General features: G+C 69.6%; 29 protein-coding genes and 1 pseudogene. 8 read left to right on the top strand and 22 right to left on the bottom strand.

Going from position 1 to position 25568, the window contains the following annotated elements; translation table 11 throughout:
• Window positions 1–30: 30 nt before the first annotated feature.
• Window positions 31–1131: a dual-specificity RNA methyltransferase RlmN gene (gene rlmN / locus ACZ6SA_RS46090; protein ID WP_347621931.1), complete on the bottom strand. Its 1101-nt coding sequence runs from the start codon at window positions 1129–1131 to the stop codon at window positions 31–33.
• 119 nt (window positions 1132–1250) lie between these two features.
• Between rlmN and ACZ6SA_RS46085 the strand changes: the two genes are divergently transcribed.
• Window positions 1251–2270 carry a suppressor of fused domain protein gene (locus tag ACZ6SA_RS46085; RefSeq protein WP_347649929.1) on the top strand — a complete coding sequence of 340 codons (1020 nt, stop codon included), beginning with the start codon at window positions 1251–1253 and terminating at the stop codon, window positions 2268–2270.
• Here the strand turns inward: ACZ6SA_RS46085 and ACZ6SA_RS46080 are convergent.
• The 7 genes from ACZ6SA_RS46080 to ACZ6SA_RS46050 form a co-directional block, all read right to left on the bottom strand.
• Window positions 2267–3106 (bottom strand): phosphatidate cytidylyltransferase, encoded by an 840-nt coding sequence (locus ACZ6SA_RS46080; RefSeq protein ID WP_347649930.1) that lies wholly within the window; start codon window positions 3104–3106, stop codon window positions 2267–2269. The two genes, ACZ6SA_RS46085 and ACZ6SA_RS46080, sit on opposite strands and share 4 nt — an antisense overlap.
• A gap of 117 nt (window positions 3107–3223) precedes the next feature.
• The gene (gene frr, locus ACZ6SA_RS46075) at window positions 3224–3781 is read right to left on the bottom strand and encodes a ribosome recycling factor (protein WP_347649931.1); all 558 of its coding nucleotides are present in this window, start codon (window positions 3779–3781) and stop codon (window positions 3224–3226) included.
• Window positions 3782–3824: 43 nt separating this feature from the next.
• A complete protein-coding gene (gene pyrH, locus ACZ6SA_RS46070; RefSeq protein WP_347649932.1) occupies window positions 3825–4523 on the bottom strand; it encodes a UMP kinase in 699 nt (232 codons plus the stop codon).
• A 145-nt stretch (window positions 4524–4668) separates the two neighbouring features.
• A complete protein-coding gene (tsf, locus tag ACZ6SA_RS46065) occupies window positions 4669–5502 on the bottom strand; it encodes a translation elongation factor Ts (RefSeq protein WP_347649933.1) in 834 nt (277 codons plus the stop codon).
• A gap of 255 nt (window positions 5503–5757) precedes the next feature.
• On the bottom strand, window positions 5758–6684 hold the full coding sequence (gene rpsB / locus ACZ6SA_RS46060; protein ID WP_465835569.1) for a 30S ribosomal protein S2: 927 nt from the start codon (window positions 6682–6684) through the stop codon (window positions 5758–5760).
• 231 nt (window positions 6685–6915) lie between these two features.
• Window positions 6916–7569, bottom strand: a complete 654-nt coding sequence (locus tag ACZ6SA_RS46055) for a response regulator transcription factor (protein WP_347649935.1) — start codon at window positions 7567–7569, stop codon at window positions 6916–6918.
• Window positions 7533–8681, bottom strand: coding sequence for a sensor histidine kinase (locus ACZ6SA_RS46050; RefSeq protein WP_347649973.1), 1149 nt, complete (start codon window positions 8679–8681; stop codon window positions 7533–7535). Before ACZ6SA_RS46050 ends, ACZ6SA_RS46055 begins: the two co-directional genes overlap by 37 nt.
• Window positions 8682–8809: 128 nt before the next feature.
• Here ACZ6SA_RS46050 and ACZ6SA_RS46045 point away from each other — a divergent pair, with 128 nt between their 5' ends.
• Window positions 8810–8950: a hypothetical protein gene (locus ACZ6SA_RS46045; RefSeq protein ID WP_347649936.1), complete on the top strand. Its 141-nt coding sequence runs from the start codon at window positions 8810–8812 to the stop codon at window positions 8948–8950.
• Between the two features lie 60 nt (window positions 8951–9010).
• Here ACZ6SA_RS46045 and ACZ6SA_RS46040 read toward each other — a convergent pair whose 3' ends face one another.
• The gene (locus tag ACZ6SA_RS46040; RefSeq protein ID WP_443155496.1) at window positions 9011–9625 is read right to left on the bottom strand and encodes an ArsR/SmtB family transcription factor; all 615 of its coding nucleotides are present in this window, start codon (window positions 9623–9625) and stop codon (window positions 9011–9013) included.
• Window positions 9626–9698: 73 nt separating this feature from the next.
• Here ACZ6SA_RS46040 and ACZ6SA_RS46035 point away from each other — a divergent pair, with 73 nt between their 5' ends.
• Window positions 9699–11114 (top strand): MFS transporter, encoded by a 1416-nt coding sequence (locus tag ACZ6SA_RS46035; protein ID WP_347649938.1) that lies wholly within the window; start codon window positions 9699–9701, stop codon window positions 11112–11114.
• A gap of 82 nt (window positions 11115–11196) precedes the next feature.
• Here ACZ6SA_RS46035 and ACZ6SA_RS46030 read toward each other — a convergent pair whose 3' ends face one another.
• Window positions 11197–11436, bottom strand: coding sequence for a hypothetical protein (locus ACZ6SA_RS46030; RefSeq protein WP_465835627.1), 240 nt, complete (start codon window positions 11434–11436; stop codon window positions 11197–11199).
• Between ACZ6SA_RS46030 and ACZ6SA_RS46025 the strand changes: the two are divergent.
• Window positions 11381–11827, top strand: a pseudogene (locus ACZ6SA_RS46025) (murein hydrolase activator EnvC family protein); the annotation flags it as partial. The gene ACZ6SA_RS46030 and the pseudogene ACZ6SA_RS46025 overlap by 56 nt on opposite strands.
• Window positions 11828–11981: 154 nt before the next feature.
• Here ACZ6SA_RS46025 and ACZ6SA_RS46020 read toward each other — a convergent pair.
• A complete protein-coding gene (locus ACZ6SA_RS46020) occupies window positions 11982–12158 on the bottom strand; it encodes a hypothetical protein (protein WP_347649939.1) in 177 nt (58 codons plus the stop codon).
• A gap of 329 nt (window positions 12159–12487) precedes the next feature.
• On the opposite strand from ACZ6SA_RS46020, the gene ACZ6SA_RS46015 reads away from it, so the two are divergent.
• The 4 genes from ACZ6SA_RS46015 to ACZ6SA_RS46000 all read left to right on the top strand — a co-directional run bounded on the left by ACZ6SA_RS46015 (window position 12488) and on the right by ACZ6SA_RS46000 (window position 17643).
• Window positions 12488–12847 carry a YraN family protein gene (locus ACZ6SA_RS46015; RefSeq protein ID WP_465835624.1) on the top strand — a complete coding sequence of 120 codons (360 nt, stop codon included), beginning with the start codon at window positions 12488–12490 and terminating at the stop codon, window positions 12845–12847.
• Window positions 12847–14382, top strand: a complete 1536-nt coding sequence (locus ACZ6SA_RS46010) for a YifB family Mg chelatase-like AAA ATPase (RefSeq protein WP_465835566.1) — start codon at window positions 12847–12849, stop codon at window positions 14380–14382. Before ACZ6SA_RS46015 ends, ACZ6SA_RS46010 begins: the two co-directional genes overlap by 1 nt.
• 586 nt (window positions 14383–14968) lie before the next feature.
• Window positions 14969–16204, top strand: a complete 1236-nt coding sequence (dprA, locus tag ACZ6SA_RS46005) for a DNA-processing protein DprA (RefSeq protein WP_465835564.1) — start codon at window positions 14969–14971, stop codon at window positions 16202–16204.
• A 530-nt stretch (window positions 16205–16734) separates the two neighbouring features.
• Window positions 16735–17643 (top strand): tyrosine recombinase XerC, encoded by a 909-nt coding sequence (locus ACZ6SA_RS46000; RefSeq protein WP_465835622.1) that lies wholly within the window; start codon window positions 16735–16737, stop codon window positions 17641–17643.
• Window positions 17644–17873: 230 nt separating this feature from the next.
• Here ACZ6SA_RS46000 and ACZ6SA_RS45995 read toward each other — a convergent pair whose 3' ends face one another.
• The 11 genes from ACZ6SA_RS45995 to ACZ6SA_RS45945 form a co-directional block, all read right to left on the bottom strand.
• Complete coding sequence (locus ACZ6SA_RS45995) at window positions 17874–18197, bottom strand: DUF2469 domain-containing protein (protein WP_026215037.1); 324 nt, start codon at window positions 18195–18197, stop codon at window positions 17874–17876.
• Between the two features lie 39 nt (window positions 18198–18236).
• The gene (locus ACZ6SA_RS45990) at window positions 18237–18905 is read right to left on the bottom strand and encodes a ribonuclease HII (RefSeq protein WP_347649943.1); all 669 of its coding nucleotides are present in this window, start codon (window positions 18903–18905) and stop codon (window positions 18237–18239) included.
• A gap of 51 nt (window positions 18906–18956) precedes the next feature.
• Window positions 18957–19550, bottom strand: coding sequence for a signal peptidase I (gene lepB, locus ACZ6SA_RS45985; RefSeq protein WP_465835561.1), 594 nt, complete (start codon window positions 19548–19550; stop codon window positions 18957–18959).
• A complete protein-coding gene (gene lepB / locus ACZ6SA_RS45980; RefSeq protein WP_465835559.1) occupies window positions 19550–20407 on the bottom strand; it encodes a signal peptidase I in 858 nt (285 codons plus the stop codon). The genes lepB (ACZ6SA_RS45985) and lepB (ACZ6SA_RS45980) overlap by 1 nt, the downstream gene beginning before the upstream one ends.
• A gap of 141 nt (window positions 20408–20548) precedes the next feature.
• Window positions 20549–20911, bottom strand: coding sequence for a 50S ribosomal protein L19 (gene rplS / locus ACZ6SA_RS45975; protein ID WP_132601383.1), 363 nt, complete (start codon window positions 20909–20911; stop codon window positions 20549–20551).
• Window positions 20912–21048: 137 nt separating this feature from the next.
• A complete protein-coding gene (gene trmD / locus ACZ6SA_RS45970) occupies window positions 21049–21828 on the bottom strand; it encodes a tRNA (guanosine(37)-N1)-methyltransferase TrmD (RefSeq protein WP_347649946.1) in 780 nt (259 codons plus the stop codon).
• The gene (gene rimM / locus ACZ6SA_RS45965) at window positions 21828–22328 is read right to left on the bottom strand and encodes a ribosome maturation factor RimM (protein ID WP_347649947.1); all 501 of its coding nucleotides are present in this window, start codon (window positions 22326–22328) and stop codon (window positions 21828–21830) included. Before rimM ends, trmD begins: the two co-directional genes overlap by 1 nt.
• 67 nt (window positions 22329–22395) lie before the next feature.
• Window positions 22396–22641 carry an RNA-binding protein gene (locus ACZ6SA_RS45960; protein WP_132335352.1) on the bottom strand — a complete coding sequence of 82 codons (246 nt, stop codon included), beginning with the start codon at window positions 22639–22641 and terminating at the stop codon, window positions 22396–22398.
• 1 nt (window position 22642) lies between these two features.
• Entirely contained in the window at window positions 22643–23086 is a 444-nt protein-coding gene (gene rpsP / locus ACZ6SA_RS45955) for a 30S ribosomal protein S16 (protein ID WP_132601374.1), read from the bottom strand.
• 584 nt (window positions 23087–23670) lie between these two features.
• The gene (gene ffh / locus ACZ6SA_RS45950) at window positions 23671–25221 is read right to left on the bottom strand and encodes a signal recognition particle protein (RefSeq protein ID WP_347649948.1); all 1551 of its coding nucleotides are present in this window, start codon (window positions 25219–25221) and stop codon (window positions 23671–23673) included.
• Window positions 25222–25278: 57 nt separating this feature from the next.
• The coding region (locus ACZ6SA_RS45945) for an ATP/GTP-binding protein (RefSeq protein ID WP_465835555.1) at window positions 25279–25568 on the bottom strand (290 nt) is incomplete at its 5' end.

The following is a 25568-nucleotide window of genomic DNA, read 5'->3' as shown; positions in this document are numbered from 1 at the left end:
TCCTGCCGGCGCCCCTGGACGTGCCCGCACTCACTCGGCGGCGGCGAGCTGCCCGCACGCGCCGTCGATCTCGCGCCCGCGGGTGTCGCGGACCGTCACGGGCACGCCGTGGAACTGCAGCCGTCGTACGAAGGCCCGCTCGTCCTCAGGCCGCGACGCCGTCCACTTGGAGCCCGGCGTGGGGTTGAGCGGGATCAGGTTGACGTGCACCAGTTTGTTCTTCACCAGCTTGCCGAGCAGGTCGGCCCGCCACTCCTGGTCGTTGATGTCCTTGATCAGGGCGTATTCGATCGAGACCCGCCGCTTGGTCCTCGCCGCGTACGCCCACGCCGCGTCGAGGACCTCGGCCACCTTCCACCGCGTGTTGATCGGCACGAGGGTGTCGCGCAGCTCGTCGTCGGGCGCGTGCAGCGACAACGCCAGCGTGACCGGCAGCCCCTCGTCGGCGAGCTTGCCGATGGCGGGCACCAGCCCCACCGTGGAGACGGTGACGCCGCGCGCGGAGATGCCGAGGCCGTGCGGCGCGGGCTCCACCAGCCGCCGCACCGCGCCGATCACCTGCTTGTAGTTGGCCAGCGGCTCGCCCATGCCCATGAACACGACGTTGCTCACCCGGCCGGGGCCGCCCGGCACCTCGCCGGCGGCCAGCGCCCGAGCGCCGGAGACCACCTGCTCGACGATCTCGGCGGTGGACATGTTGCGGGTCAGGCCCGCCTGGCCGGTGGCGCAGAACGGGCAGTTCATGCCGCAGCCGGCCTGCGACGACACGCACATCGTCACCCGGTCGGGATAGCGCATCAGCACCGACTCGACCAGCGCGCCGTCGAACAGCCGCCACAACGTCTTACGGGTCGTGCCGCCGTCGGTGGCCATCTCCCTGACCGGCGTGAGCAGCTCGGGCAGCAGCGCGGACAGCTTCTCGCGGGACGCGGCCGGCAGATCGGTCATCGAGCCGACGTCGGTGGTCAGGCGCTCGAAGTAGTGGCGCGAGAGCTGGTCGGCACGGAACGCCTTCTCGCCCAGCTCGGTGACCGCGGCCCGCCGATCGGCCATCGACAGGTCGGCCAGGTGCCGTGCGGGCTTGGCTCGCCGGGGCGCGACGAAGGTGAGCTGGCCTGGGGGCTGGGACACGTTGCCGCCTTTGCTTGAGGGGTTGTCGGCCAGGGTAATGAACGTTGGGATAGGAGGTGGCATTCCTGGTGTCGGTTGGGCTCGCGTCGCGGTTGCCGCCCGATCTACAGTCATCTCGTATGGCGATTTTCCGGGCGGCAGCTGGCGAGAGCGGCGCCGAGGTCGTCCTCGCCGCGGGCAATCCGTACGGCAGCCGGACGCTCGTGGTCGAGCGTGATGAGGACTCCTCGGTAGCTTACCTGTGCTCACCCGACGGCACGGTCCACGGCGCCGTGTGGCTGGCCAACCACCGCCCCGCCCCGCCCGTGGTCGACCTGGCCAGGATCAACGCCGGCCTGCCGCCGCTGATGCCGAGGGCCGGCACGCTGCACCCCGAGGGCCGCCGTCCGCTCGGGCAGCTCAGCGCGCTGTGGTTCGAGGAGGGCGACGGCGTGGCCCTCTACGAGGACGACGACCTGCTGGCGGTCATCCCCGGCTGGGCCGACATGAACCGGGGCATGCCCGGCTACGCGCGCGACGCGGTGGGCGAGTCGCCGTTCGCGTGGGCGCTGTCGGAGGCGCTCGAAGGTTTGCGCCCGCGCATCTCCAACGCCGAGTCCTACTGGCGCTGGCGGCACGGCGAGGGTTCGTGGCCGTCGTTCCAGCAGTTCGTGATGGGCCATCTGGACCGCGCGCTCGGCCCGGCGGGCCGGTACTGGGACGCCGGCGGCGAGCGGCTGCCGACCGTGGGCATCACCGAGCGGCCACCGCACCGCGATCGCGACTACACCGTGTTGTCGACGGTCGGGATGAGCTGCCAGCGCATGCCCACGGTGGAGCAGTGGATCGACGAGCCGGGCGCGTACGCCAGGATCGAGCTGGCCGTGGCCACCCGGGAGGACCCGAAGGACGCGGCGCTGCTGCTGGTGTGGTTGTCGCAATATCCGTGGCATTCGGTCACGTGGCTCGGCCACGGGCACACGGCGAAGTGGTATCACGAGCCTGCGACGTTCCCGCTGGGGCCGCAGTATTCGGGGGTGCTGATGATGCACAGCCCACCCCACATGCCTGACATGTCGGGGTTCGCGTTCGGGGGCGAGGCCGTACGGTGGCTCTGGCTGACCCCCGTCACGGCGCAGGCGCTGGAGACACACCGCTAGAAGAACAGCGTCATCAGCAGCCAGGCCGGCACCAGCACCGTCACCAGCGAGTCGAGCCGGTCCATCAGACCGCCGTGGCCGGGCAGGATCGTGCCCAGGTCCTTGATGCCGAGATCCCGCTTGATCATCGACTCGATCAGATCGCCCGCGGTCGCCAGCACCGCCGCGAGCCCGCCGATCAGCGCCCCCTGCCAGAGCTCGCCGCCGAGCAGCCACGTCACCAGCCAGCCACCGACCGCCACGCACGCGACGAGCGACCCGGCGAAGCCCTCCCAGGTCTTCTTCGGGCTGATGACCGTCATCTGGTGACGGCCGAACAACACCCCGGCGACGTAGCCGCCGATGTCGCTGGCGATGGTCACCGCGATGAAGATCAGCACGCGGTGGTCGCCGTCGTCCGGCTTGAGCAGCAGCGGCACGAACGCGGCAAGCAGGCAGGGGTAGAAGAGCGTGAACACCGACGCGGACGCGTCGCGTACGTAGCCGTCGGTGCCGTCACCGAACATCCGCCAGATCAGCAGGACGAGCGCGAACCCGGCGAACGCGGCCAGTAACCAGACCGAACCGCCCCAGTAGGCCGCCACCTGCATGGCCACCAGCCCGGCGAGCACGGGCGCGACCGGCACCTTGATGTCACGGGTGGCGAACGCCCTGATCAGCTCCACCGTGCCGACGCCGACGGCGCCCGCGACCACCACGAGGAACAGCTCTTTGACCGTGTAGAGGGTGCCGAGGACCAGCGCGCCCAGCACGACGCCCACCGCGATCGCGGCAGGCAGGTTTCTGCCGGTACGGCTGCCGCCGCTCGAGCTGGTGCCAGCCGTACTTTTTTCCACAGTGTTCTCCAAAGCCGCGGCCCCCGCCGTCCGGGCGAGGGCCGCAGAGTGCATGCCCGCTGCCTTCGCCCCATGGGCAGGGGCCCACCGGAGGCGGCCCGCCGCCGGGCGCCCCGCTCAGACTTCGAGCAGTTCGGCTTCCTTGACCTTGAGCAGCTCGTCGATCTTCGCGACGTGCTTCTGGGTGATGTCGTCGAGCTCCTTCTCGGCCCGCCTGACCTCGTCCTCGCCCGCCTCGCCATCCTTCATCATCTTGTCGAGGACCTCCTTGGCGGACCGGCGGATGTTGCGCACCGACACCTTGGCGTGCTCGCCCTTGTTCCTGGCGACCTTGATGTATTCCTTGCGGCGCTCCTCGGACAGCTCCGGGAAGGTCACGCGGATCACCTGGCCGTCGTCGGTCGGGTTGACGCCGAGGTCGGAGTCGCGGATGGCCCTCTCGATCGCGGACATGGAGCTCTTGTCGTAGGGCTGGATGAGCACCATGCGCGCCTCGGGCACGTGGAACGACGCCAGCTGCTGGATCGGCGTCGGCGTGCCGTAATATTCGGCGTTGATCTTGTTGAACATCGAAGGGGTGACCCGGCCCGTACGGATGCTCGCGAAGTCCTCCTTCGCGACAGACACGGCCTTGTCCATTTTGTCCTCGGCTTCGAGGAGGGTTTCGTCGATCACAGCGGCTCCCTGTCTTCTAGCTGGCGGTGTCGGGCTCGCTCGCTCATTTGCCTGCGGGACTGACCAGCGTGCCGATCTTCTCACCGCGGACGGCGCGCAGGATGTTGCCCTCGCCCATGAGGTCGAAGACCACGATCGGCAGATCGTTGTCCTTGCACAGGCTGATCGCGGTGGCGTCCATGACCGCGAGGTCGCGGAGCAGCACCTCGCCGTAGTCAAGGTGGTCGAATCTGACCGCATCCGGATTCTTGCGGGGGTCGGAATCGTAGATCCCGTCCACCTGTGTGCCCTTCAGCAGCGCCTCGGCGCCGATCTCGAGCGCCCGCTGGGACGCCGCGGTGTCGGTGGAGAAGAAGGGCGACCCGAGCCCGGCGCCGAAGATGACCACGCGGCCCTTCTCGAGATGCCTGATCGCGCGGCGTGGCAGGAACGGCTCGGCCACCTGCTGCATGGTGATGGCCGTCTGCACGCGTGTCTCCACGCCCCGCCGTTCGAGGAAGTCCTGCAGGGCCAGGCAGTTGATGACCGTGCCGAGCATGCCCATGTAGTCGGCTCTGGCCCGGTCGATGCCTCCTTGCGAGAGGGTGGCGCCGCGGAACATGTTGCCGCCGCCGACCACGACCGCGACCTGCACACCCTCCTGGACCGCCTCGGTGATCGAGTCGGCCAGGTGGTCGACGATCACCGGGTCGATGCCCAGCGGCTCGCTGCCGGCGAACGCCTCGCCCGACAGTTTCAGCATCACCCGTTTCCACCGCAGCGGGTTCGGCGGGTGTGGAGACGAGGAAGCCGCCGTCCGTGGGGATTCGTGGGCTGGCTCCCGGTGTTCCTGCACGGCGGCGGCCTCCTTCGTTCGGCGGTTCGTTGAGCTGGCGGCTTGCCTAAGCCTAAGCCTGACCGACCTTGAAACGGACAAAGCCGAGGACCTCGACGCCGTTCTCCTCGGCGTACTTGCCCACGCTCTTCTTGCCGTCCTTGACGAAGGTCTGCTGGAGGAGGGTGAAGTCTTTGTACCAGCCGTTGACGCGGCCCTCGACGATCTTGCCGATCGCGGCCTCGGGCTTGCCCTCCTCGCGGGTCATCTCCTCGAAGAGCTTGCGCTCCTTCTCGACGACCTCGGCGGGTACGGAGGCCGCCTTGAGGTATTGCGGGGCCATCGCCGCGGCGTGCTGCGCGACGTCCTTGGCGACCTCGGCGTTGGGCTTGTCGAGCTGGACCAGCACGCCGACCGCGGGCGGCAGCGCCGGGTCGGTGCGGTGCATGTAGGCGCCGACGTAGCCGCCCTCCAGCACCGCGAACCGGCGGATCTCGATCTTCTCGCCGAGCGCGGCGTTGGCGGTGTCGAGGTGGTCCTTGACGGTCTTGCCGTCGAACGAGGACTCCAGCAGCGCCGGCACGTCGGCGGGCCTGTTCTCGAGGATGTGCGCCACGACCTGGGCGGCCAGCTCCTGGAAGCGCTCGCCCTTCGCCACGAAGTCGGTCTCGCAGTTGAGCTCCAGGAGCGCGGCGGCGGAGTCGCCGTCCTGCTTGAGCGCGACGAGGCCGTTGGAGGCGGTGCGCGCCTCGCGCTTGCCCACGTCCTTGGCGCCCTTCAGGCGCAGCAGCTCGATGGCGCGGTCGAAGTCGCCACCGGACTCCTCGAGCGCCTTCTTGCAGTCCATCATGCCGGCAGCGGTGATCTCGCGAAGCCGCTTGACGTCGGCCATGTTCACGGAAGCCATTGCTCTTATTCCTTGTGAAATTTCGTCGTCGTGGATCGGGCGGGCGCCGTGATCGGCGGCCCACCCCGGGGTCGGCACGGCGGGCGCGTGCCGTACAGGAACTCTGCCTCGGTCGGGGGCGCGCACCGGCCCGGCCCTACTGCTGCCTCGCCCGGTATGCTGCCCAGCCTCGCCGCGGCCTATCACCTGTGCGGGCCCGGCTTCGCCAGGCCGGGACGCGCCCCCGTCGGCGGGGACGCGTCCCTCGATCAGCCGTCAGGCCTGCTGCTCGGGCTTGTCCTCGGCGGGGGCCTCGGCCGCGGGAGCGGTCTCGGCGGGAGCCTCGGCCGCGGCGGCCGGCTCGGCGGGAGCGGCCTCGGCCGGGGCCTCCGGAGCGGCGGAGTCGGCCTCGTCCGCCGGACGCTCGCCGGTGCCCTGCTCGATGAGCTCGCGCTCCCACTCGGCCAGCGGCTCGGCGGCGGCCGGCTTCTCGTCACCGCGGGCGGCGCCGGAGCGGGCCATCAGACCGGCGGCGACACCGTCGGCGACGACCCTGGTCAGCAGCCCGACGGCGCGGATGGCGTCGTCGTTGCCCGGGATCGGGTAGTCGACCTCGTCGGGGTCGCAGTTGGTGTCGAGGATCGCGACGACAGGGATGCCGAGCTTCTTGGCCTCGCTGATCGCGATGTGCTCCTTCTTGGTGTCGACGACCCACACCGCGCTGGGCACGCGGCCCATGTCACGGATGCCGCCGAGCGTGCGCTCGAGCTTGTCCTTCTCGCGCCGGCGCATGAGGAGCTCCTTCTTGGTGAGCCCCGAGGCGGCGACGTTGTCGAAGTCGAGCTCCTCGAGCTCCTTCAGGCGCTGCAGCCTCTTGTGCACGGTGGAGAAGTTGGTGAGCATGCCGCCCAGCCAGCGCTGGTTGACGTAGGGCATGCCGACCCGGGCCGCCTGCTCGGAGATGGCCTCCTGAGCCTGCTTCTTCGTGCCGATGAACAGGATGGTGCCGCCGTGGGCGACGGTCTCCTTCACGAAGTCGTAGGCGCGGTCGATGTAGGACAGCGACTTCTGCAGGTCGATGATGTAGATGCCGTTGCGCTCGGTGAAGATGAAGCGCTTCATCTTCGGGTTCCAGCGCCGGGTCTGGTGACCGAAGTGAACGCCGCTCTCGAGCAGCTGTCGCATGGTGACGACGGGGGCCATGTGCTGGTCCTCCAGGTCTGGGCGCCCTGCGGATGGGCGCGATTCTCGGTTGTGACGCGACAGCGCGTGTCTGCCGCCCTGATGCCCCGAAACCGCTCCAGCCGGGCGCCTGGCCCGGACCGACGGCGCGGTCCGCAATGAGGCATGCGAAGTCGGCCTGTGCCACAGGCCACCGGAAAGTCTACCTCCCACGCCGCCTCAGGCCGACCGCATGTGGTCAAACGACGCGGGTCAGCCCGGTTCCGCCCTCAGGTAGGCCAGTACCGCCATGACCCGGCGGTTGTGATCGTCGCTCGGCGGCAGGCCGAGCTTGGCGAAGATGTTGTTGGTGTGCTTGGCGATGGCCTTGTCCGTGACGAGCAGGCGGGCGGCGATCGCGGCGTTCGACAGGCCCTCGGCCATGAGCGCGAGCACCTCGCGCTCCCTGGGGGTCAGGCGGCCCAGCGGCTCGTCGCGCTTCCTGCGGGCGAGCAGCTGGCCGATCACCTCGGAGTCCATCGCCGTGCCTCCGGCCGCCACGCTGCGCACCGCCTCGACGAACTGGTCGACGTCGCCGATCCGGTCCTTCAGCAGGTAGCCGACCGCACCCGCCTGGTCGGACAGCAGCTCACGGGCGTAGAGCTGCTCGACGTACTGCGACAGGATCAGCACCGGCAGCCCCGGCCGTCGCCTGCGGGCCTCCAGCGCGACGCGCAGCCCCTCGTCGGTCAGGGTCGGCGGCAGCCGTACGTCGACCACGGCGACGTCGGGCCGGTGGCGGGTCAGCGCGCTGAGCAGCATCGGCCCGTTGCCGACCGCCTCGACCACCTCGAACCCGGACGCCGACAGCAGGCGGACGAGCCCGTCCCTCAGGAGGGCGAGATCTTCTGCGATGACAACGCGCACGGTATCTCCACGATGAATTCGCTCGGCCCGCCGGCCGGGCTGCGGACGTCGAGCGTCCCGTCGAACGCCGACAACCGGCGCCTGATGCCGTCGATGCCGGTGCCGCCCGCGTCGGCGCCGCCCTTCCCGTCGTCGCCCACCACCAGCCGCAGGACGCCTTCCGAGTGGCACAGCCGCACCCACGCGCGGCGGGCGCCGCTGTGCTTGGCCGCGTTCGTCAGGGCCTCGGCGGCGGCGAAGTAGACCGCGGACTCGACGGGCGCCTCCGGCCGGGCGGGCAGGTCGATGTCGACGTCCACCGTGAGGGGGACGTGCAGCGCGGCGGCCTCAAGCGCCCCGGCCAGACCCCGGTCGGCCAGCACGGGAGGGTGGATGCCGTTGACCAGGTCGCGCAGGTCGGTCAGGGCCTGCCCGGCCGACTCCCACGCCTCCTCCACCAGCTCGCGAACCTGACCGGGATCGCTCGCCCGCCTGGCCAGGCCGAGGTTCATGCGCACCGAGACCAGCCTGGCCTGCGCGCCGTCGTGCAGGTCGCGTTCGATCCTGCGCAGCTCGGCCGCCTGCGCGCTCACCGCCGCGGCCCTCGACTCGGTCAGCTGCCTGATCCGGTCCGTGTCACCGGGGCGCAGCAGCAGCTCCGCCAGCCGCGCCTGCGCCTTGTGCAGGAGTGGTACGGCGGCCACCGCGACGGCGACGATGGCGACGAGCGCCAGAGACAGGGCGACCGTGAGCTGGCTGCTCGGCCGCACCGTCTGCAGCCTCCAGAGGACGGCGTCGGCCGACAGCACCCCGCCCACGAGGAGCACGCCGCCCGGGCCGGTCACGGCCTGCACCGTCAGCCAGGCCGTCTCGCGGGCGTGAGCGCCCTCCCGCGCGTGGGCGCTCTCCGGCGCCGCCGGCTCGTGGCCGAGCGCGCGGGCCGCCCAGGCCAGCTGGAACGTCGCCAGCCCGTGGACCATCGACCGCACCCGGGCCAGCGGGCGCACGCCGAGCCCGCCGATCGGGACCAGCGCCGCGCACCCGGCGAGCAGCAGGAGGAGCGCCCATGCCGCCACGCCGGCGGCGGCGTTCAGCAGCAGGCCGCCCACGGGCTCGGCCATGCGGCGCATCATGCTCACCCGAGCAGTCTGCCCGCTCCGCACGACCGGCGCGGTAGACCTGACCCCACCATCAGGGTGGCGAAATTCCACCGGCACAGGGGACGCACGGCGGTGGCCCCGTCACGCGGAGGCCGGGTTTCATGACTGCAGTGACCGGCCTGGCGATGTGGTATGGCGACGCGCTCGCGGTCGACCAGGCGATCCAGCTGAGGCACAGAGCCGAGTCCATCGAGCAGCGGTTCGCCCGGTTCGTCGAATGGTGCCGGTCGGCCACGTCGTGATCGCGCGGGGCGTGCCCGGTCGGGACGCGGTCGCCGCCCTCGGTGGGCCTGCGGAGGTTGTCAGGGCGCGTCGTGGTCCTCGGTGGGCAGGCCGGGGGCGACCCGCTTCGCGACCGGGAACAGGCTGATATGCGCCTCGGCGATCCTGGCCCCGCCCGGGGCTTCGTCCTGGCTGCGGAAGCGGGCGACGTACGGCTCGATCAGCTTCTTGATCTCCTCGTTGAGCCGGCCGAGTTCCTGGGCGTCGACCCTGATCCTGGTGCGGCTGAAACCGCTCGCGTAGCGCCACTCCTCCGTGTCGTTGTCGAGGTTGGCCCAGCTGCGTTCCGCCTCCTCGCGGGCCTCCTTGTTGAACAGCGCTATCAACGACTTCTTCGCCTCGCGCACCTCCGGCGGGTCGCCGGGACTCACACCCACGCCGATCGGGGTGTCCACGACCTTCCACAGTCGTTCCCTGCCGTCGCCGCGGGGCGGCGCGTCCTCGACGAAACCGTATTTGGCGAGCATGCGCAGGTGATAGCTGGCGGCGCTGGGTGTGATGCCCGCGTTCTCGGCCACCTCGGTGGCGGTGGCGCTGCCCTCGTCGGCCAGTTGGGTGAGGATCGTCAGCCGCGCCGAATGCGCCAGCGCCCGCATCGCCTTCGGATCGCTGAGCCAACCAGGTTCCCGCGTCATGTGCCCACGGTACCTCTGCCCGCGGATATCTGAAAGGTTGCCTTCACAACTCTGAAGGATTAGCTTCACATCTATGAAGGAAACCTTTCACACTCGGCGTGGGCGTGCCGTCGAGCACCCAGCCGGCGGACCGCCCGATGCGGGCAGCCCGACCATCGGGCCCGTCCCCCCGCTCGAAGCCGCCGCCGCTCCGCTGCGCAAGCAGCGCGACTACCGCCTGCTCTGGACGGCCAGGACGGTCTCGATCACCGGATCAGAGGTGTCCAAGCTGGCCATCCCCCTGACCGCGGTGACCCTGCTGACCGCATCGCCCTCACAGATGGGCCTGCTGACCGCGGCCGCCTCGGTGCCCGCCCTGCTGTTCGGGCTGCAGTCGGGGGCGATCGCCGACCGGCTCACGCGGCACCGTCCCCTGATGATCGCGTGTGAGCTCGTCTCCTGCGCGGCCGCCGCCACCGTGCCGGTCGCCTGGTTGCTGGGCGTGCTGAACGTCGCCTGGCTGATCATCGTGGCCCTCGTGATCGGCACGGCTGGAGTGCTGTTCAGAGCCGCGAACTTCCCCCATCTGGCGGCCGTCGTCCCCTCCGGGCAGCGCACCGAGGCGATGGCCGGCCTGCAGGCGTCCTACTCGGTGGCCTCCGTGAGCGGACCAGGGCTGGCCGGGCTCCTGGTGCAGGTGCTCACGGCACCGCTGGCCGTCCTGGCGGAGGCGCTGTCGTTCCTGGCCTCGGCCCTGCTGCTGCGCTCCATCCGCACCCCGGAACGGAACGAACCGGCCGCCTCCCGGGGGATGTGGCGCGACGTCAAGGAAGGACTGAAGGTCAGCGTCACCCATCCGGTCCTGCGCGCGCTGCTCGGCGCTGGCGTCACGATCAACTTCTTCGCGATGGCGTTCACGGCCGTCTACATGCTCTACATGGTGAACACCCTCGGCATCCCCAAGGGCGTGATCGGTGTCCTCATCGCGTTGAGCGGGGCGGGTGGCCTGCTGGGCGCCTGGCTCTCGGCCCGCCTGTCCAAACGCTACGGCGAGAACCGGGTCCTGCTCGCCGCCGTCCTCTTCTTCCCCTCGGAGATCCTCGCGGTGGGACTGCTGACCGGCCCGCTGTGGTGGAAACTGTCGGTCCTGGCCGTGACGGGCACGCTCACAGGCGGCATCGTGGTGGCCTTCGCCACCTGCATGGGCGCGATCACCCTGAGCGAGACCACCGCCGAACTGCGCGGCCGGGTCAACGCGACCATGACGTTCGCGGTGCAGGGCGTCCTCGCCCTCGGCGGTCTGCTCGGAGGCCTTCTCGCGGAGGCGATCGGGCTGCGTCCGGTCATCCTGGTCTGCGCCGCGGGCATCGCCCTGAGCACCCTGTGGATCTGGACGTCTCCACTGCGTCCGCGCCGTACCAGGTTCAGGGCCTCGGGCGAGCCAGGCGCCGACCCGGCACTCTCCTCTTCTCTTGACGACCTCCTCAACTCCAAGCCCCGGGTCTCCTGAACGACCCGCCGATCAGCGTGGTCTCGCACCCCAAATCAGCGCCCGGCCTGTGGACAACCCAGCGTCCTCCACAGAGCGGCGTTCACCGACCCGCCGCCAAGGCGCCGTAGCCGAAACTCGCGCCATGACCCGCCTGCCCACCGGCCCGCCACCACCCGCAGTCCCCCGGCACCGCCCCGACGACCCTCACCACCACCCGCACGGCGCTGACAACCGCCGCCTCCACCAGCACGGCCCAGACAGCCCTCACCACCACCCGCAGCGCCTTGACGGCCCTCACCACCACCCGCACCGCCTTGACGGCCGTCGTTCTCGCGGCCACCGTCCTCGCTGTCCCAGCACCCGCAGCGGCAAGGGCCTCACCGCCCGCATGGCGCTGGCCGCTGGACGGCCGCCCTCGCGTCATCCGTCGATTCGCTCCGCCCCCGGAGCCCTGGCTGGCAGGTCACCGCGGTGTCGACCTGGCCGCCCAGGAAGCCGCCCCGGTGCTGGCGGCAGGCGCGGGCACGGTCCGATTCGCCGGTCCGGTCGGCGGGCGGGGCGTGGTCACGGTCGAGCACGCAGGTGGCCTGCGCACGACGTACGTACCGGTCACGTCATCGGTGACACAGGGCCAGTCCGTCGAACAGGGAGCCAAGCTGGGCGTGCTCGAGTCCTCGACCGATCACTGTCAGGCGCCGTGCCTCCATTGGGGTCTCCTCCACGACACCCGCTACCTCGACCCTCTCCTCCTCCTGGGCCACGCCCCCATCCGCCTTCTCCCGTTCTGGCAGGCGGACTCCACGGCAGGCCCTGATCCTTCAGGCCACCACGGTTCCCCGTCACCGTCCGACCTTCCCACCACGCCACCAGCGCCGGCACGTTCGGTCACCGTCGCTCCACCGCAGGCGAGATCGGCCGCGATCCCCCTTCGACCAGCGCCCGCCGCGGCAGCAACCACCGCACCCGTTGCACGAGCGCCCGCAGCGAACCGGCCGACTGCCGGTCCACCAGCGACGTTCGCCACCGCTCCCGCCGCGCGACCGGTCCATAAGGCACTGCCATCCACCACGCCCTCGCCGTTTCTCGCGCGTTCGGCTTCGGCCACCCCGCTTGTAAGCGCGATCGCCCTGGCCGCGCTACTGGGCGGGTTCCTTCTCCTCAACCTCGCCACGACCGTATGCCGACGCCTGCGTTCCCGCCCCCTCTCTCGCCGACATGCCGCGCCACAGGGCCGCCACCGCAAGCAGCGTCGCGGGCGACTGATGACCGGCTCGGCCCTTATCCACAACCTCCCGGTAACCCACCCCGCCATCCCCAGAACCCCGTTCGGCCGACCTCGCTCCACCCCCATCCACGAGAGTCGGGGCCCGACAGCCAGACGGAGGTGGCACATGCCCGCAAACAAGAGACTCGACCTCGGCAGACAGGGCGAGCAGCTAGCCGTGACCTATCTGGAGGCACAAGGGATGAAAGTGATCGAGCGTAACTGGCGCTGCCGTCACGGCGAGATCGACGTCATCGCCGAAGAAGGCCCCCGCCTGATCGTGGTCGAGGTCAAGACACGATCGGGCACGTCCCACGGCACAGCCCTGGAGGGCGTGAGCCGGGCCAAGCTGGCCCGGCTTCACCTGCTGGCGGCGAAATGGCTGGCCACGCAGCAACGCACCTTCGACACCGTGCGCGTGGACGTGATCGCCATCGAGCGCTTCGCCGGCGACTTCGCGCTGCGCCACGTGCGAGGGGCGATCTGATGGCCGTGGCCCGCACCCGCAGCGTGGCCGTCGTCGGAGTCGCCGGGCGCACCGTCGAGGTCGAGGCCGACGTGGGCAACGGACTGGCCGGCATCCACCTCATCGGCCTTCCCGACACCGCGCTCAGCGAGGCTCGCGACCGAGTCAGGTCGGCGGTCGTCAACAGCGGTTATCCCTGGCCCGATGCCCGCATCATCGTCAGTCTCTTCCCCGCCAGCCTGCCCAAACGCGGATCCCAGTTCGATCTGGCCATAGCCGTCGCGATCCTCGGCGCGGCGGGAGTGATCCCTGCTGAGCGCATCGCGGAGCCGTTCTTCCTGGGTGAGCTCGGCCTCGACGGCCGCATCAGACCCGTGCGCGGCGTCCTCCCCTCGGTGCTCGGCGCCGCCGGGCACGGTGGCGCCACGGTCGTCGTGCCCGCCGCCAACTCGGCCGAGGCGGCCCTGGTGCCCGACGTCAAGGTCGTCCCCGTGTCCGGCCTGCGCCAGCTGGTCGAGTGGCTGCGCACCGGCGACGACCCGCCCGAGGCCCGGACCGGCGACATCGCGGAGCCTCAGAGCTCCGCCCCCGTCCCCGCAGCCGACCTGTCTGACGTCGTCGGCCAGCCGGTGGCCCGTCGAGCCCTCGAAGTGTGCGCGGCAGGCGGCCACAACCTGTGGATGCTCGGCCCGCCCGGCACCGGCAAAACCCTGCTGGCCGAACGCCTCCCCACCCTGCTGCCGGATCTGGAGCTCGATCATGCCCTGGAGGTCACCGCCATCCATTCCGTCGCGGGTGTGCTGCCGCCCGACTCACCCATGATGAGCAGGCCGCCGTTCGTCGCCCCGCACCACACGGCGACGTCCGCCGCGATCATCGGCGGCGGCAGCACGGTCGTGCGCCCGGGGGCGGTCTCCCTCGCTCACAGGGGCCTGTTGTTCATGGACGAGGCTCCCGAGTTTCCCCGCCATGTCCTCGACTCCCTGCGGCAACCGTTGGAGTCCGGCCGGGTGACGGTGTCCAGATCCGCGGGATCGGTCACGTTCCCGGCGCGGTTCATGCTGGTCCTGGCCGCGAACCCCTGCCCCTGCGCCCAGGCCGACGAAAAGAGCGAGACGTGCAGATGTTCCCCCACCACCAGACGTCGCTATCTCGGCAGACTCTCAGGCCCGCTCCTTGACCGCATCGACATGAAGGTCACGGTCGTCCGCTCGTCAAGGCGCGAGCTCCTGGCCGACCGCCAGTTCGTGGAGACCAGCAGGACGGTGGCCGAACGCGTGCTGGTGGCCCGCGACCGAGCCGCCAAGCGCCTGGCCGGCACCCCCTGGCGCACCAACGCCGAGATCCCCTCCTCCATGCTGCATGCCGACTACCGCCCAGGGGAGGCGGCCATGCGGCCCATGACGTCCTGCCTCGACTCCGGCATCCTCACCGCACGCGGCCTCGACCGGGTGGTCCGGGTCGCCTGGACCCTCGCCGATCTGGCAGGCAAGGACCGCCCGGAGGAGGACGAAACCACCGGCGCCCTCAGTTTCTGGCTGGGAGTCACGTCGTGACACCGCCGGATCCTTCCGCCGGCGCCCCGATCGCCGCCGCGCCCCTTCCAGCTCGGACTTCCAGGTTCTCGAGAGGCCCTCCCCCTGGGCTCCAAGACCTCCGCACGCGCCCGCCGCGTCCGCGCCCTGCGCCGGCTCTGCCCCGTCTCCGAACGCCCCGTTGGCCCTCCCATCGTCCATCCCACTCCACGAAGGCACCGTCAGCCCCATGCCATCCACTCCCGCCGCCCCAGCGACCACGACGCCTCGGCCCTCTGCCTCCAATCCAGCCGTCCCGCCCGCCCAGCAGTTCCACATCCAGGTCACGAGTGCCCAGACCTCACCCGTCCAGGACACGAGCGGCCAGACCTCACCCGTCCAGGACGTGAGCGGCCAGACCTCACCCGTCCAGGACGTGAGTACACAAACCTCTCCCAGCCAGGAGACCCCCGCTGCGCCGGCTCCTCGCACGCCGGACGCCGGATCCTCACAAGCACCTCGACCCCCCGCGGACGGTGAGCGGGCTACGGTCGCCGTGACCCGGCGATCAGGGCGACCGGAGACAGACGAGCTGGTGGCCAGGGCTGCTCTCATGCGCGCCGCTGACGTGGGCGACCCGGTCATGGGCCGCCTCGTCGCCCAGTACGGCGCGTCGGAGGCGGCGGCGGCGATCCGTGCACGCGCCTTGCCATCCGACTTCGCCGCCCAAGAGGCCCGGCACGAGCGCCCGCCCGACCTGACCCGCCGCCTGAACGCCTGGTACGCCCGCCTGGCGACCGCCAAGCCCGCAGCCGACCTGGAATCAGGCGAGAAGGCCGGAGCCAGGTTGATCATTCCCGGCAGCCAGGAATGGCCTACCCAGCTGGACCAGCTGGGGCCGAGCCGCCCCCTCGGGCTGTGGTTGCACGGCACGGCCGACCTCCGCTTCGCGTGCCTCAAGTCCGTCGCCGTGGTCGGCGCCCGCGCCGCCACGTCATACGGTTCGCACATCGCGGCCCAGTTCGGTGTCGGTCTCAGCGAATCAGGCTGGACGGTCGTGTCAGGTGGCGCCTACGGCGTGGACGGGGCGGCCCACAAGGGAGCTCTGGCATCGGATGCACCGACGGTGGCCGTTCTGGCCTGCGGCGTGGACGTCTGCTATCCGAGCAGCCATGACACCCTGTTCGCGGCCGTCAGGGAGCGGGGGGTCGTGATCAGCGAGTGCCCACCGGGCGTCCATCCCACCCGGGCACGTTTCCTCATCAGAAACCGCCTGATCGCCGCCCTGTCGAGAGGCACCGTGGTGGTGGAGGCGGCGTTGCGCAGCGGCGCGCTCAACACGGCCGCCCATGCCCTCTCCCTCAACAGGCACTTGGGGGCGGTGCCTGGCCCGATCACTTCGAGCATGTCGGCGGGCTGTCACCGGCTCCTTCGGGAGCGCAAAGCGGTATGTGTGACGACCCCGGAGGAGATGATCGACCTCGTCGGCGTGATAGGCGACGATCTTGCTCCGCAGAGCCGGGTGGCCGCTGTCTCCAGGGACAAACTCAACGACTCCACCAAGAGGGTGCTGGACGCGGTCCCTGCCCGAGGCGGCGCCGGTCCAGCCTCCATAGCGGTTGCCGCGGGAGTCAGCCTGGATGTGACCTTGAGCGCGCTGGGCGGCCTGGCAGCCGCAGGCTACATAGAACGCGCCGCCAACGGCTGGCGCCTGCGCAAGCCGGCAACGAGCTATCGCAAGGCTCCCGAGTCAACCGCCCTACAACCCCCACCCACCGCGGAAGCCGCCGGACAGGCGGACGATCCTCCGTTTCCGGACGACCTGCCCGTGCCCTACCAGGCGGCGGGGAGGATGGACGCCTGACGGACGTGTCACGGTCCCTGACCCGCACCGCGTCACCGGGCGGGGGCGGACATGGTGACGGCCATCGCGTGATCCTTGGAGGGCCTGCATCAAGACCGTGGGAGAGCACCGCGATGGCCGCACACAACAGTCTGGCGTGTGTCCACCGGAAGGCGAAGAGGACCACGCACCAGTGACTCCTACTTTTTGCTGACATAGTTGTGGATCATGACAATCGGTTGTTGAGGTTGCTCTCGGCGCATGAGGCGATGATGCGGGCAGTACGGAGCTCGTACCGGCGACGGCGAAGGGAGCCGTCGCCATCGCCCGGACACGGCCGGCGACGGCGAGAGGGGAACCGTCACCGCTACACGGACTCGGCCGGCGGGACGAAAGAGACGACGGGAGCACGACATCACGACCGGCGCAACCGAAGGGGCGCGGCACCTCAGCCAGCGCAAAGCAAGGGAAACGCGGCATCATGACAGCGCAACGACGGCGCTCGGCACCGCGACATGACCGACACGAAAGATGATGGTGACGTGGAAGACATGGCCCGGACGGACGGTGGTACGTCGGCGAGCAGGGACGAAGTTCTGGCCGACTTCGGCCGATATCTGCGGCTGGAGCGTGACCTCTCACCACACACGGTCCGGGCTTACCTGACCGACATCGCCTCTCTGCTCGATCACATGGACGGGCACCTCGTCGGCCTGGACATCGGGGCTCTGAGGGGGTGGCTGGCCGGCCAGCACGAAGCGGGAAAGTCCAGAGCCACGCTGGCACGCCGAACCGCCTGTGCCCGCACCTTCACCGCCTACTGTCATCGGCGCGGCTGGCTGTCCACGGACCCCGGATTGTTGCTGGGCACCGCCAGGACACCCCGGTCACTGCCGTCCGTGCTCGACCAGGAGCAGGCGCAGGCCGTGATGGACGTCCCCGCCACCGCGGAGCCGAAAGAACTCCGCGATCAGGCGTTGCTGGAGTTGTTGTACGCCACAGGTGTGCGGGTGAGCGAGCTGTGCGCACTGGACGTCGATGATGTCGACCGTGACCGGCACGTCATCAGGGTTCTGGGCAAGGGGCGTAAGGAGCGTTCGGTGCCGTTCGGGCTGCCCGCTCTCCGAGCGCTGGACAAATGGTGTATTCATGGACGGCCGCTGTGGGCCCGAGCCAGGTCGGGGCCCGCGCTCTTTCTCGGTTTGCGCGGGGGCCGCATCGATGCGGGAACCGTCCGGCGGGTGGTGCACGCGCGACTGGCCCAGGTCGATGGGGCGCCGGACATGGGGCCGCACGGTCTCCGGCACACCGCGGCGACGCACCTCCTGGAGGGTGGTGCGGACCTGCGTAGCGTTCAGGAGTTGCTCGGGCATGCGTCGCTGAACACCACGCAGATCTACACTCACGTCTCTATCGAGCGTCTGCGGGCGGCCTACCGGCAAGCGCATCCCAGGGCCTGAGCGAGCCCGCTGGCGTGACGAGCGCGGGCTGCTTCACCGCCGCGCCCGAGCAACACAACCACAGACCCCTGCTGCAGCCCTTCGGGTCGCTGCCGTCCGGACGGATGCCGGTCACGGCACGTCAGGACCACGCCGGCTCAGCCCGAGGATCGCCCCGTTCCCAGGGGGCGTTGAGGGGCCACGCTCCCGTGGCGCGAGAGGTTGCGGAGGCGTCGCCTCTCACCGCGCGGTTACCCGGAGAAGCCCTCCTTGGGCATCTCCAGGTCTGCTTTGGCCAGCTCTTCGACGTTGACGTCCTTGAACGTGACGACCCGTACGTTCTTCACGAATCGGGCGGGCCGGTACATGTCCCACACCCAAGCGTCCTGCATCTTCACGTCGAAGAAGACGTCGCCGTTCTCCGCAGTGCGGACATCGAGATCGACCGAGTTGGTCAGATAGAACCGCCGCTCAGTCTCCACCACGTATGTGAACAAACCGACGACATCGCGGTATTCGCGGTAAAGCTGCAGCTCCATCTCGGTTTCGTACTTTTCGAGATCCTCTGCGCTCATCGCGGTCCTCCTGTCGTACCGGTCCCCCGGTTCGCCTGGTCAGGCAACCCCGGCCCCCATTTCATTTTCACCCATCCCCCTCGCCACCGTGACGAAGGAGTAACGGTGATCAGGACACGGACCATGCGTTTCCAGCGCCAGCCGGTGTCCTGGTGTGACATACCCCTTGTGCTCGGCGAAGCCGTACTGCGGGAAGCGCTCGTCCAGCGCGACCATCAGGCGATCCCTCGTCACCTTGGCCACGATCGACGCAGCCGCCACGCACGCGGCCACCTGGTCCCCCTTCCAGACGGCGAGCGACGGCGCGGGCAACCCGGGCACCGGGAAGCCGTCCGTCAGGATGTACTCAGGGTTATCGGACAACTGTGCGACAGCACGCCGCATTCCCGAAACGTTGCATTTGTGGAGACCTTTGGCGTCGATCTCCCCAGGTGGGATGGTCACGATGCCTACATGGGCGACGCGCACGATCGCGTCGTAGAGCCGTTCGCGCACCGCCGGAGCGAGCAGTTTCGAGTCTCCCAGGCCGTCGACCGGCTTGCGCAGGATGACGGCCGCGACCACGAGCGGCCCGGCGCACGCGCCACGGCCGGCCTCGTCGACACCCGCGATGGGGGTGAGGCCGCGGCGGGCGAGCGCCCGTTCGTAGGCGTAGAGTCCGGAATCTCGCCGGACGACGCTGGGGCGAGGGCGGAACGCAACTGTCATGACAGAGGCAGCGTACGCCTCATTCGCCGCAAACCGCGACCGGAAGCGGATCTACTTGACCTTGTCGAAAGCCTCAGGCTGGGAGAAGAGATAACCCCGCGACAGCGGCCAATAGCGCACCACAGCCTTGCCGATCACCGCGTCTTCCGAGATGAAACCGCTACCCGGCTCCTCCATGTGCGCCCGGGAGTCGGCCGAGGCGCTGCGGTGGTCGCCCATCAGCCAGAGCTTGCCGGCCGGCACCTTGACGTCGAACTTATCGCCGGAAGCGTAATCGTCCGGGTAGAGGTAGGAGGACTCGTCAAGCGGCTTGCCGTTGATGGTGATGCGCTTGTCGGCGTCGCAGCACTTGACGTGGTCGCCGCCGACCCCGATGACGCGCTTGATGGTGTCTTCGCCGTTCCAGCCCTTGAACACCACGATGTCGCCGCGCTCAGGCTTGCCAGAAAGCTTGTTGACGAAGATCCGGTCGTTGAGCTGCAGGGTGTTCTCCATCGACACGGACGGGATGTAGAACGACCCGACCACGAAGGCCTGCAGCAGCAGCGCGATGCCGATCCCCAGAACGAGCAGCAGCACCGTCTCGCGGAAACTGCCCTTCTTCTTCTCTTTGCCCACGCCCTCCGCCTTCTTGGTGACGGCCATCAGCGTTTCCTCCGCAGCCTGCGCCGAACCAGGACCAAGGGTACGGCCAGCCCGAACCCGGCGACCAGCGGTACGGACCCGCCGAGCGCGTGGAGCGCGGGTTGGGCGAACGTCTCGGGGATGTCTATGGAGGAGGCGCGGTCGAACGGCCACACGATCACGAACGCCCGTCCGATGACCTGGCCCACCGGAATGGATCCGCCGCCCGGGTCGCCGGTGTGGGCGCGGGAGTCGAGTGACACCGAGCGGTGGTCGCCCATGACCCACAGCCGCCCGGACGGCACCGTGACGTCGAAGAACTTGTCAGAGGGCACGTTGCCTGGATAGAGGTAGCTCTCCTCGTTGATGGGCGTGCCGTTGACGGTGATGCGGCCTTTGGAGTCACAGCACTTGACGTGGTCGCCGCCGATGCCGATGACCCGCTTGATGTAGTCCTTCTCGCCGGGGATGACGCCGAACGCCGTGCCGACCCAGCGGAAGAACGCCGCGACCGGGTTGGACGGCTCCTCCATCTGGAACTCGCCGTCCCAGGAATCGACGCCCGAGAAGACCACCACGTCGCCGCGCTCGATGTCGCGCGTGTGGTAGACGAGCTTGTTGACGAGAACCCTGTCGTTGGTCAGCAGGGTGTTTTCCATCGACTCCGACGGAATATAGAAGGCCTGGACCACAAAGGTCTTGATGATCAGTGCCAGCACCAGAGCGACAACGACAAGAACAGGAAGCTCTTTCCAGAACGACCCCTTCTTCTCCTTTTTTCCGCCCTTAGCCGGCTTCTGAGTCTCTTCGGCGACCACGTCCACCTCGTCCTCGACAGGGCGGCGCGCCGCGCCGTGCTCCTGGCTCTCGCTAGTCATCGCTGACGAGCCTAGATGATGTCCTGGCTCGACAAGCCTGGACCGACGTTACACCCACGCACGAGTCGCTCCACATAAAGGAAACGGCCCCGTAAAGCCGAAAGGCCCGCGCCGTAGCGCGGACCTCGGAATGAGCAGGACCTACTTCGCGGGCGTCGTCTCGCGCTTCTCGCGGATACGGGCGGCCTTACCGCGCAGGTCACGCATGTAGTAGAGCTTCGCGCGGCGCACGTCGCCGCGGGAGACGAGCACGATCTTCTCGATGACGGGGCTGTGCACAGGGAAGGTGCGCTCGACGCCGACGCCATAGCTGACCTTGCGAACGGTGAAGGTCTCGCGGGCGCCGCTGCCCTGCCTGCGCAGCACGAAGCCCTTGAAGACCTGGATGCGGGAGCGGTTGCCTTCGACGACGCGTACGTGAACCTCGAGCGTGTCACCGGGGCGGAAATCCGGCACGTCGCTGCGCAGGGTCGCCTTCTCGAGCTCCTGGATCTTCGTGTGCATGAGAGCTGTCCTCAAGTCCTCGTGAGCACGCGGAGGTCCACCCGGCCATGGCTCGTGGCGGACACGCCTGCTGATGTGATGAAACCCAGGACCGTTTCCCGGGCATGACAGACCAACCACAACAGGTTGGCAGCGATTCAGTTTGCCATATCTTCGGGCTCGACGCGAAACGACAGCTCCTCGAGAAGTCTCCTGTCGTGCTTGTCGAGCGTCTCGGGGTCGAGCTCCGCCGCGAGTTCAGGCCGGTTTCGCACGGTACGGCGCAGCGCCTCATCTCGCCGCCATCTCGCGATTTTTCCGTGATGTCCGGACAGCAACACGTCGGGCACCTGGCGCCCCCGCCAGACGGGAGGCTTGGTGTAGACGGGCCCCTCGACGAGGTTGCGCATGGCCCCTGGGGCGAAGGAGTCGTCGACGGCCGACTGGGCGTTGCCGAGCACACCTGGCAGCAGCCTGCCGACGGCCTCCACCATGACCAGCACCGCCACCTCGCCGCCGGCCAGCACGTAGTCGCCGATGCCGACCTCGTCGACCCGCAGCCGCCCGGAGTATTCCTCCACGACGCGCGAGTCGATCCCCTCGTAACGCCCGCACGCGAACAGCAGCCACGGCTCGCCCGCCAGCTCCTGCGCGAGCTCCTGGGTGAACGGCCGCCCGCTCGGGGTCGGCACGATCATCCGCGGCGTGCCGTCACCGATCACGGAGTCGATGGCCTCGCCCCACACCTCGGGTTTCATGACCATGCCGGGGCCCCCGCCGTAAGGGGTGTCGTCCACGGACTTGTGCACGTCGTGGGCCCAGTCGCGGAGCTGGTGCACGCGTACGTCGAGCGTGCCGCGCTCGCGCGCCTTGCCGATCAGCGAGACGTCGAGCGGCCCGAAGTACTCGGGAAAGATCGAGACGATGTCGATCCGCATCACAACAGGCCCTCCGGCGGATCGACGACCAGCCGTCCGGCCTCCACGTCGACCACGGGTACGAGGGCCTTGACGAACGGGATCAGCGCGTCGTCGGCACCGCGCCGGCGCACGACCAGAAGGTCCTGGCCGTGATGGAGCACATCGGTGATCTCGCCTACGGGCTCGCCCGAAGCGGTCTCGACCGCCAGGCCGATGAGCTGGTGGTCGTGGAACTCGTCGGGATCGTCGGGCGGCGGCACCTCGCCGGAGTCGATGACCAGCATGGTGTTGCGCAGATCTTCGGCCGCGTCACGGCCGGCGACCCCGGCGAACGACACCAGCAGCAGCCCTTTGTGCCAGCGGCGGCTCTCGACGACGAGCGGCCCTCGGCCTGCGGGATCGGTGGCGATCGACGTGCCGGGGGCGAAACGCAGCTCGGGATCGTCGGTGCGCACCTCCACGGTCACCTCACCGCGTACGCCGTGCGGACGGCCTATCCGGCCGACGACCAACTGCACGTGAATTCGCCCTCCTCAACGCGAGCGCCCCCATCGGAAGGACCGATGAGGGCGCGCAAACCTGACGCTAACGGACTACTTCGTGCAGATCGAGCAGATCGACTCGCACGTACTTCCCGTCGGCCAGGGCGTTCACGACCGTGCGCAGCGCCTTGGCGGTGCGCCCGCCGCGTCCGATGACCTTCCCCAGGTCCTCGGGGTGCACCCGGACCTCCAGGACGCGCCCGCTGCGGATGCGGCGTGCGCGGACCCGGACATCGTCTGGATGTTCGACGATGCCCTTAACGAGGTGCTCGAGAGCCTCCTCGAGCACGTCAGGCCTCGCCCTCGGCCTGGGTCTCGGCGGGGGCCTCGGCCTCTTCCTTCTTCTTGGCCTTCTTCGGCGGCGTGGTGGCGGCCGTGCCGGTGTCGCCACCGGACAGCGCCTCCTTGGCCGCGGCCTCGTAAAGGGCGTGACGGTCAGGCGCGGGCTCAGCAACCTTGAGAGGCTCGGGGGCGGGCTCGCCCTTGAACTTCTGCCAGTCGCCGGTGAGCTTGAGGAGCTTGAGCACCGGCTCGGTCGGCTGCGCGCCGACGCCCAGCCAGTAGGCCGCACGCTCAGCGTTGATCACGATGCGCGAAGGGTTTTCCTTCGGGTGGTAAAGGCCGATCTCCTCGATCGCCCGGCCGTCACGCTTGGTGCGGCTGTCGGCGACGACGATGCGGTATTGAGCGTTGCGGATCATGCCGAGCCGCTTGAGCTTGATCTTGACTGCCACGGGTGTGGTCTCTCCTGCATTCGCATGTGGGTGAACGGCGCCTCGCCGAGTGGGGCACGACGGGACGACGCTCCAGGGACAGGCGTGTCCTGCGGGAGGTGAGAGGGCACCCGCCTGGTCACGGTGTTCCAACATGTCATTCTGCCAGATCGACGACACTGCCCACGACCGCCGGCGGCACGTCGCCGCAAAGGGTCGGCAAGCTCCCGGCCTCCCTTCCGCTACGGCCCCATCGGCCCTGGTATGCCCCCCACCCCGCGCCCTTCACCACACCCTCATTCCGAGCGACCGGTGGACGGGCCTCGGGCAACCGCGGACGGCCCGGGCAACGGGCGAAGCCCGGACCGCCGCCGATCGGTCGGCCGGCAGGAGGTGCGCCGGTCGACGCGGTGGGTGGGCGAGGCGGGCGGCCAGGCCCGGCAGTCGGGATGACCGGGCCGGCCGGAGGCGTGCCGGGCAACCCGGCCAGGGCGGCAACCCGGCCCAGGACGCGCCGGCCAGGCGCTCGAAGGTGTGGCGAGCGGGCCGGGCGGAGGCGCGGTGATGGGCCCGCCGGGCCCGGGTGCGCACCAGCGGGAGCGGGGTTATTTCTGGCCGGGGAGCCGGAGCTTGGAGGGGTCGAAGCCGGGTGGCAACTCCACCCCCGGGGGCAGCTTGCCACCGAGGTTGCCCAGCACGCCGCCCTGCTTGGGCTCGGCGGGCGTCTCGGCGGAGGGCTTGCCCATGGCGGCCTTGCGCGGGTCGCCGCTGACGCGCCGCCCCTTCTTGGCCTTCTTCTGGGACTTGCCGCCCTTGCCGCGGCCGCCCCCGCCCGGCATGCCGGGCATGCCCATGCCGCCGGCCATCCGCTTCATCATCTTCTGGGCCTCGAAGAAGCGGGTCACCAGGTTGTTGACGGCGCTGACGGTGACGCCGGAGCCGGTGGCGATGCGGGCGCGGCGGGAACCGTTGATGATCTTGGGGTCCTGGCGCTCGGCCGGGGTCATCGAGCGGATGATGGCCGCGATGCGGTCGAGGTCGCGGTCGTCGATGGAGTTGATCTGGTCGCGCATCTGCCCCATGCCGGGCATCATGCCGAGCAGGTTCTTGATCGGCCCCATCTTCTGGACCATCTGCATCTGCTCGAGGAAGTCTTCGAGCGTGAAGTTCTCGCCCGAGGTGAGCTTGCCCGCCATCTTGGCGGCCTGCTCCTCGTCGAACGTCTTCTGGGCCTGCTCGATCAGGGTGAGGATGTCACCCATGTCGAGGATGCGGGAGGCCATCCGGTCGGGGTGGAAGGCGTCGAAGTCTTCCAGCTTCTCGCCCGTCGAGGCGAACATGATGGGCCGGCCGGTGATGTGCCTGACCGAGAGCGCCGCGCCGCCGCGGGCGTCGCCGTCGAGCTTGGTCAGCACGACGCCGTCGAAGCCGACGCCCTCCATGAACGCCTGCGCCGTCGTGACGGCGTCCTGGCCGATCATGGCGTCGACCACGAACAGGACCTCGTCGGGCTGGACCGCGTCGCGGATGTCGGCGGCCTGGCGCATCATCTCCTGGTCGATGCCGAGCCGGCCCGCGGTGTCGATGATGACGATGTCGTGCTGCAGGCGCCTGGCCTCGTCGATGGAGGTGCGGGCGACGCCGATCGGGTCGCCGACGCCGTTGCCGGGCTCGGGCGCGTAGACGGCGACCTCGGCGCGCTCGCCCACCACCTGGAGCTGCTGGACGGCGTTGGGGCGCTGGAGGTCGGCGGCGACCAGCATGGGCGCGTGCCCCTGTTCGCGCAGCCATCGGGCCAGCTTGCCCGCCAGCGTGGTCTTGCCCGCGCCCTGGAGGCCGGCGAGCATGATGACGGTCGGGGGAGTCTTGGCGAGACGGAGCCTGCGGGTCTCACCGCCGAGGATCCCGATCAGCTCGTCATTGACGATCTTGACGACCTGCTGCGCCGGGTTCAGCGCCTGGGAGACCTCTGCGCCGCGGGCGCGCTCTTTGACCTGGGCGACGAACGCCTTGACCACAGGGAGGGCGACGTCGGCCTCGAGCAGCGCGATGCGGATCTCGCGGGTGGTGGCGTCGATGTCGGCATCGGACAGCCGCCCCTTGGATCGGAGGGAGGAGAAGACCGATGTCAACCGGTCGGATAGCGTCTCGAACACGTGGTTGGCCAGTCCTCGAAGCGAAGGTACGTCTAAGGCTCCAGCCTAGCCGCTCTGCTAGCCGCTCCAGCCGGGCACGGCCATCCGAACCGTGAGCGCGTGTTCGACCAGGTTGATCAGCGTGGCCTTCACGGAGTCCTTCGACCTGGCGTCCAGGCGCACCATCGGGATGTGCGGGGCCAGGGTCAGGGCGTCGCGGACCTCGGCGTCGCTGTGGGCGTACTGGCCGTCCCAGCCGTTCACTCCCACGATGAACGGCAGTTGCGCCTCCTCGAAGTAGTCGATGGCGGGGAAACTGTCGGCCAGGCGGCGCGTGTCGACCAGCACCACCGCACCGATCGCACCCC

The sequence above is a fragment of the Nonomuraea sp. NPDC049378 genome (assembly GCF_055586745.1).
Note: the sequence above shows the minus strand (reverse complement) of the source record. Positions and strands in the feature narration are given on the sequence as shown.

Bases quoted from the DNA above. Each gene is read 5' to 3' on its own strand.
- ACZ6SA_RS46085 (WP_347649929.1), top strand. From the start codon at position 1,251: ATGGCGATTTTCCGGGCGGCAGCTGGCGAGAGCGGCGCCGAGGTCGTC.
- pyrH (WP_347649932.1), bottom strand. From the start codon at position 4,523: ATGCTGAAACTGTCGGGCGAGGCGTTCGCCGGCAGCGAGCCGCTGGGC.
- tsf (WP_347649933.1), bottom strand. From the start codon at position 5,502: ATGGCTTCCGTGAACATGGCCGACGTCAAGCGGCTTCGCGAGATCACC.
- rpsB (WP_465835569.1), bottom strand. From the start codon at position 6,684: ATGGCCCCCGTCGTCACCATGCGACAGCTGCTCGAGAGCGGCGTTCAC.
- ACZ6SA_RS46050 (WP_347649973.1), bottom strand. From the start codon at position 8,681: ATGATGCGCCGCATGGCCGAGCCCGTGGGCGGCCTGCTGCTGAACGCC.
- ACZ6SA_RS46045 (WP_347649936.1), top strand. From the start codon at position 8,810: ATGACTGCAGTGACCGGCCTGGCGATGTGGTATGGCGACGCGCTCGCG.
- ACZ6SA_RS46040 (WP_443155496.1), bottom strand. From the start codon at position 9,625: ATGACGCGGGAACCTGGTTGGCTCAGCGATCCGAAGGCGATGCGGGCG.
- ACZ6SA_RS46035 (WP_347649938.1), top strand. From the start codon at position 9,699: ATGAAGGAAACCTTTCACACTCGGCGTGGGCGTGCCGTCGAGCACCCA.
- ACZ6SA_RS46020 (WP_347649939.1), bottom strand. From the start codon at position 12,158: ATGGCAGTGCCTTATGGACCGGTCGCGCGGCGGGAGCGGTGGCGAACG.
- ACZ6SA_RS46015 (WP_465835624.1), top strand. From the start codon at position 12,488: ATGCCCGCAAACAAGAGACTCGACCTCGGCAGACAGGGCGAGCAGCTA.
- ACZ6SA_RS46010 (WP_465835566.1), top strand. From the start codon at position 12,847: ATGGCCGTGGCCCGCACCCGCAGCGTGGCCGTCGTCGGAGTCGCCGGG.
- ACZ6SA_RS46000 (WP_465835622.1), top strand. From the start codon at position 16,735: ATGGCCCGGACGGACGGTGGTACGTCGGCGAGCAGGGACGAAGTTCTG.
- ACZ6SA_RS45995 (WP_026215037.1), bottom strand. From the start codon at position 18,197: ATGAGCGCAGAGGATCTCGAAAAGTACGAAACCGAGATGGAGCTGCAG.
- ACZ6SA_RS45990 (WP_347649943.1), bottom strand. From the start codon at position 18,905: ATGACAGTTGCGTTCCGCCCTCGCCCCAGCGTCGTCCGGCGAGATTCC.
- lepB (WP_465835561.1), bottom strand. From the start codon at position 19,550: ATGGCCGTCACCAAGAAGGCGGAGGGCGTGGGCAAAGAGAAGAAGAAG.
- lepB (WP_465835559.1), bottom strand. From the start codon at position 20,407: ATGACTAGCGAGAGCCAGGAGCACGGCGCGGCGCGCCGCCCTGTCGAG.
- rplS (WP_132601383.1), bottom strand. From the start codon at position 20,911: ATGCACACGAAGATCCAGGAGCTCGAGAAGGCGACCCTGCGCAGCGAC.
- trmD (WP_347649946.1), bottom strand. From the start codon at position 21,828: ATGCGGATCGACATCGTCTCGATCTTTCCCGAGTACTTCGGGCCGCTC.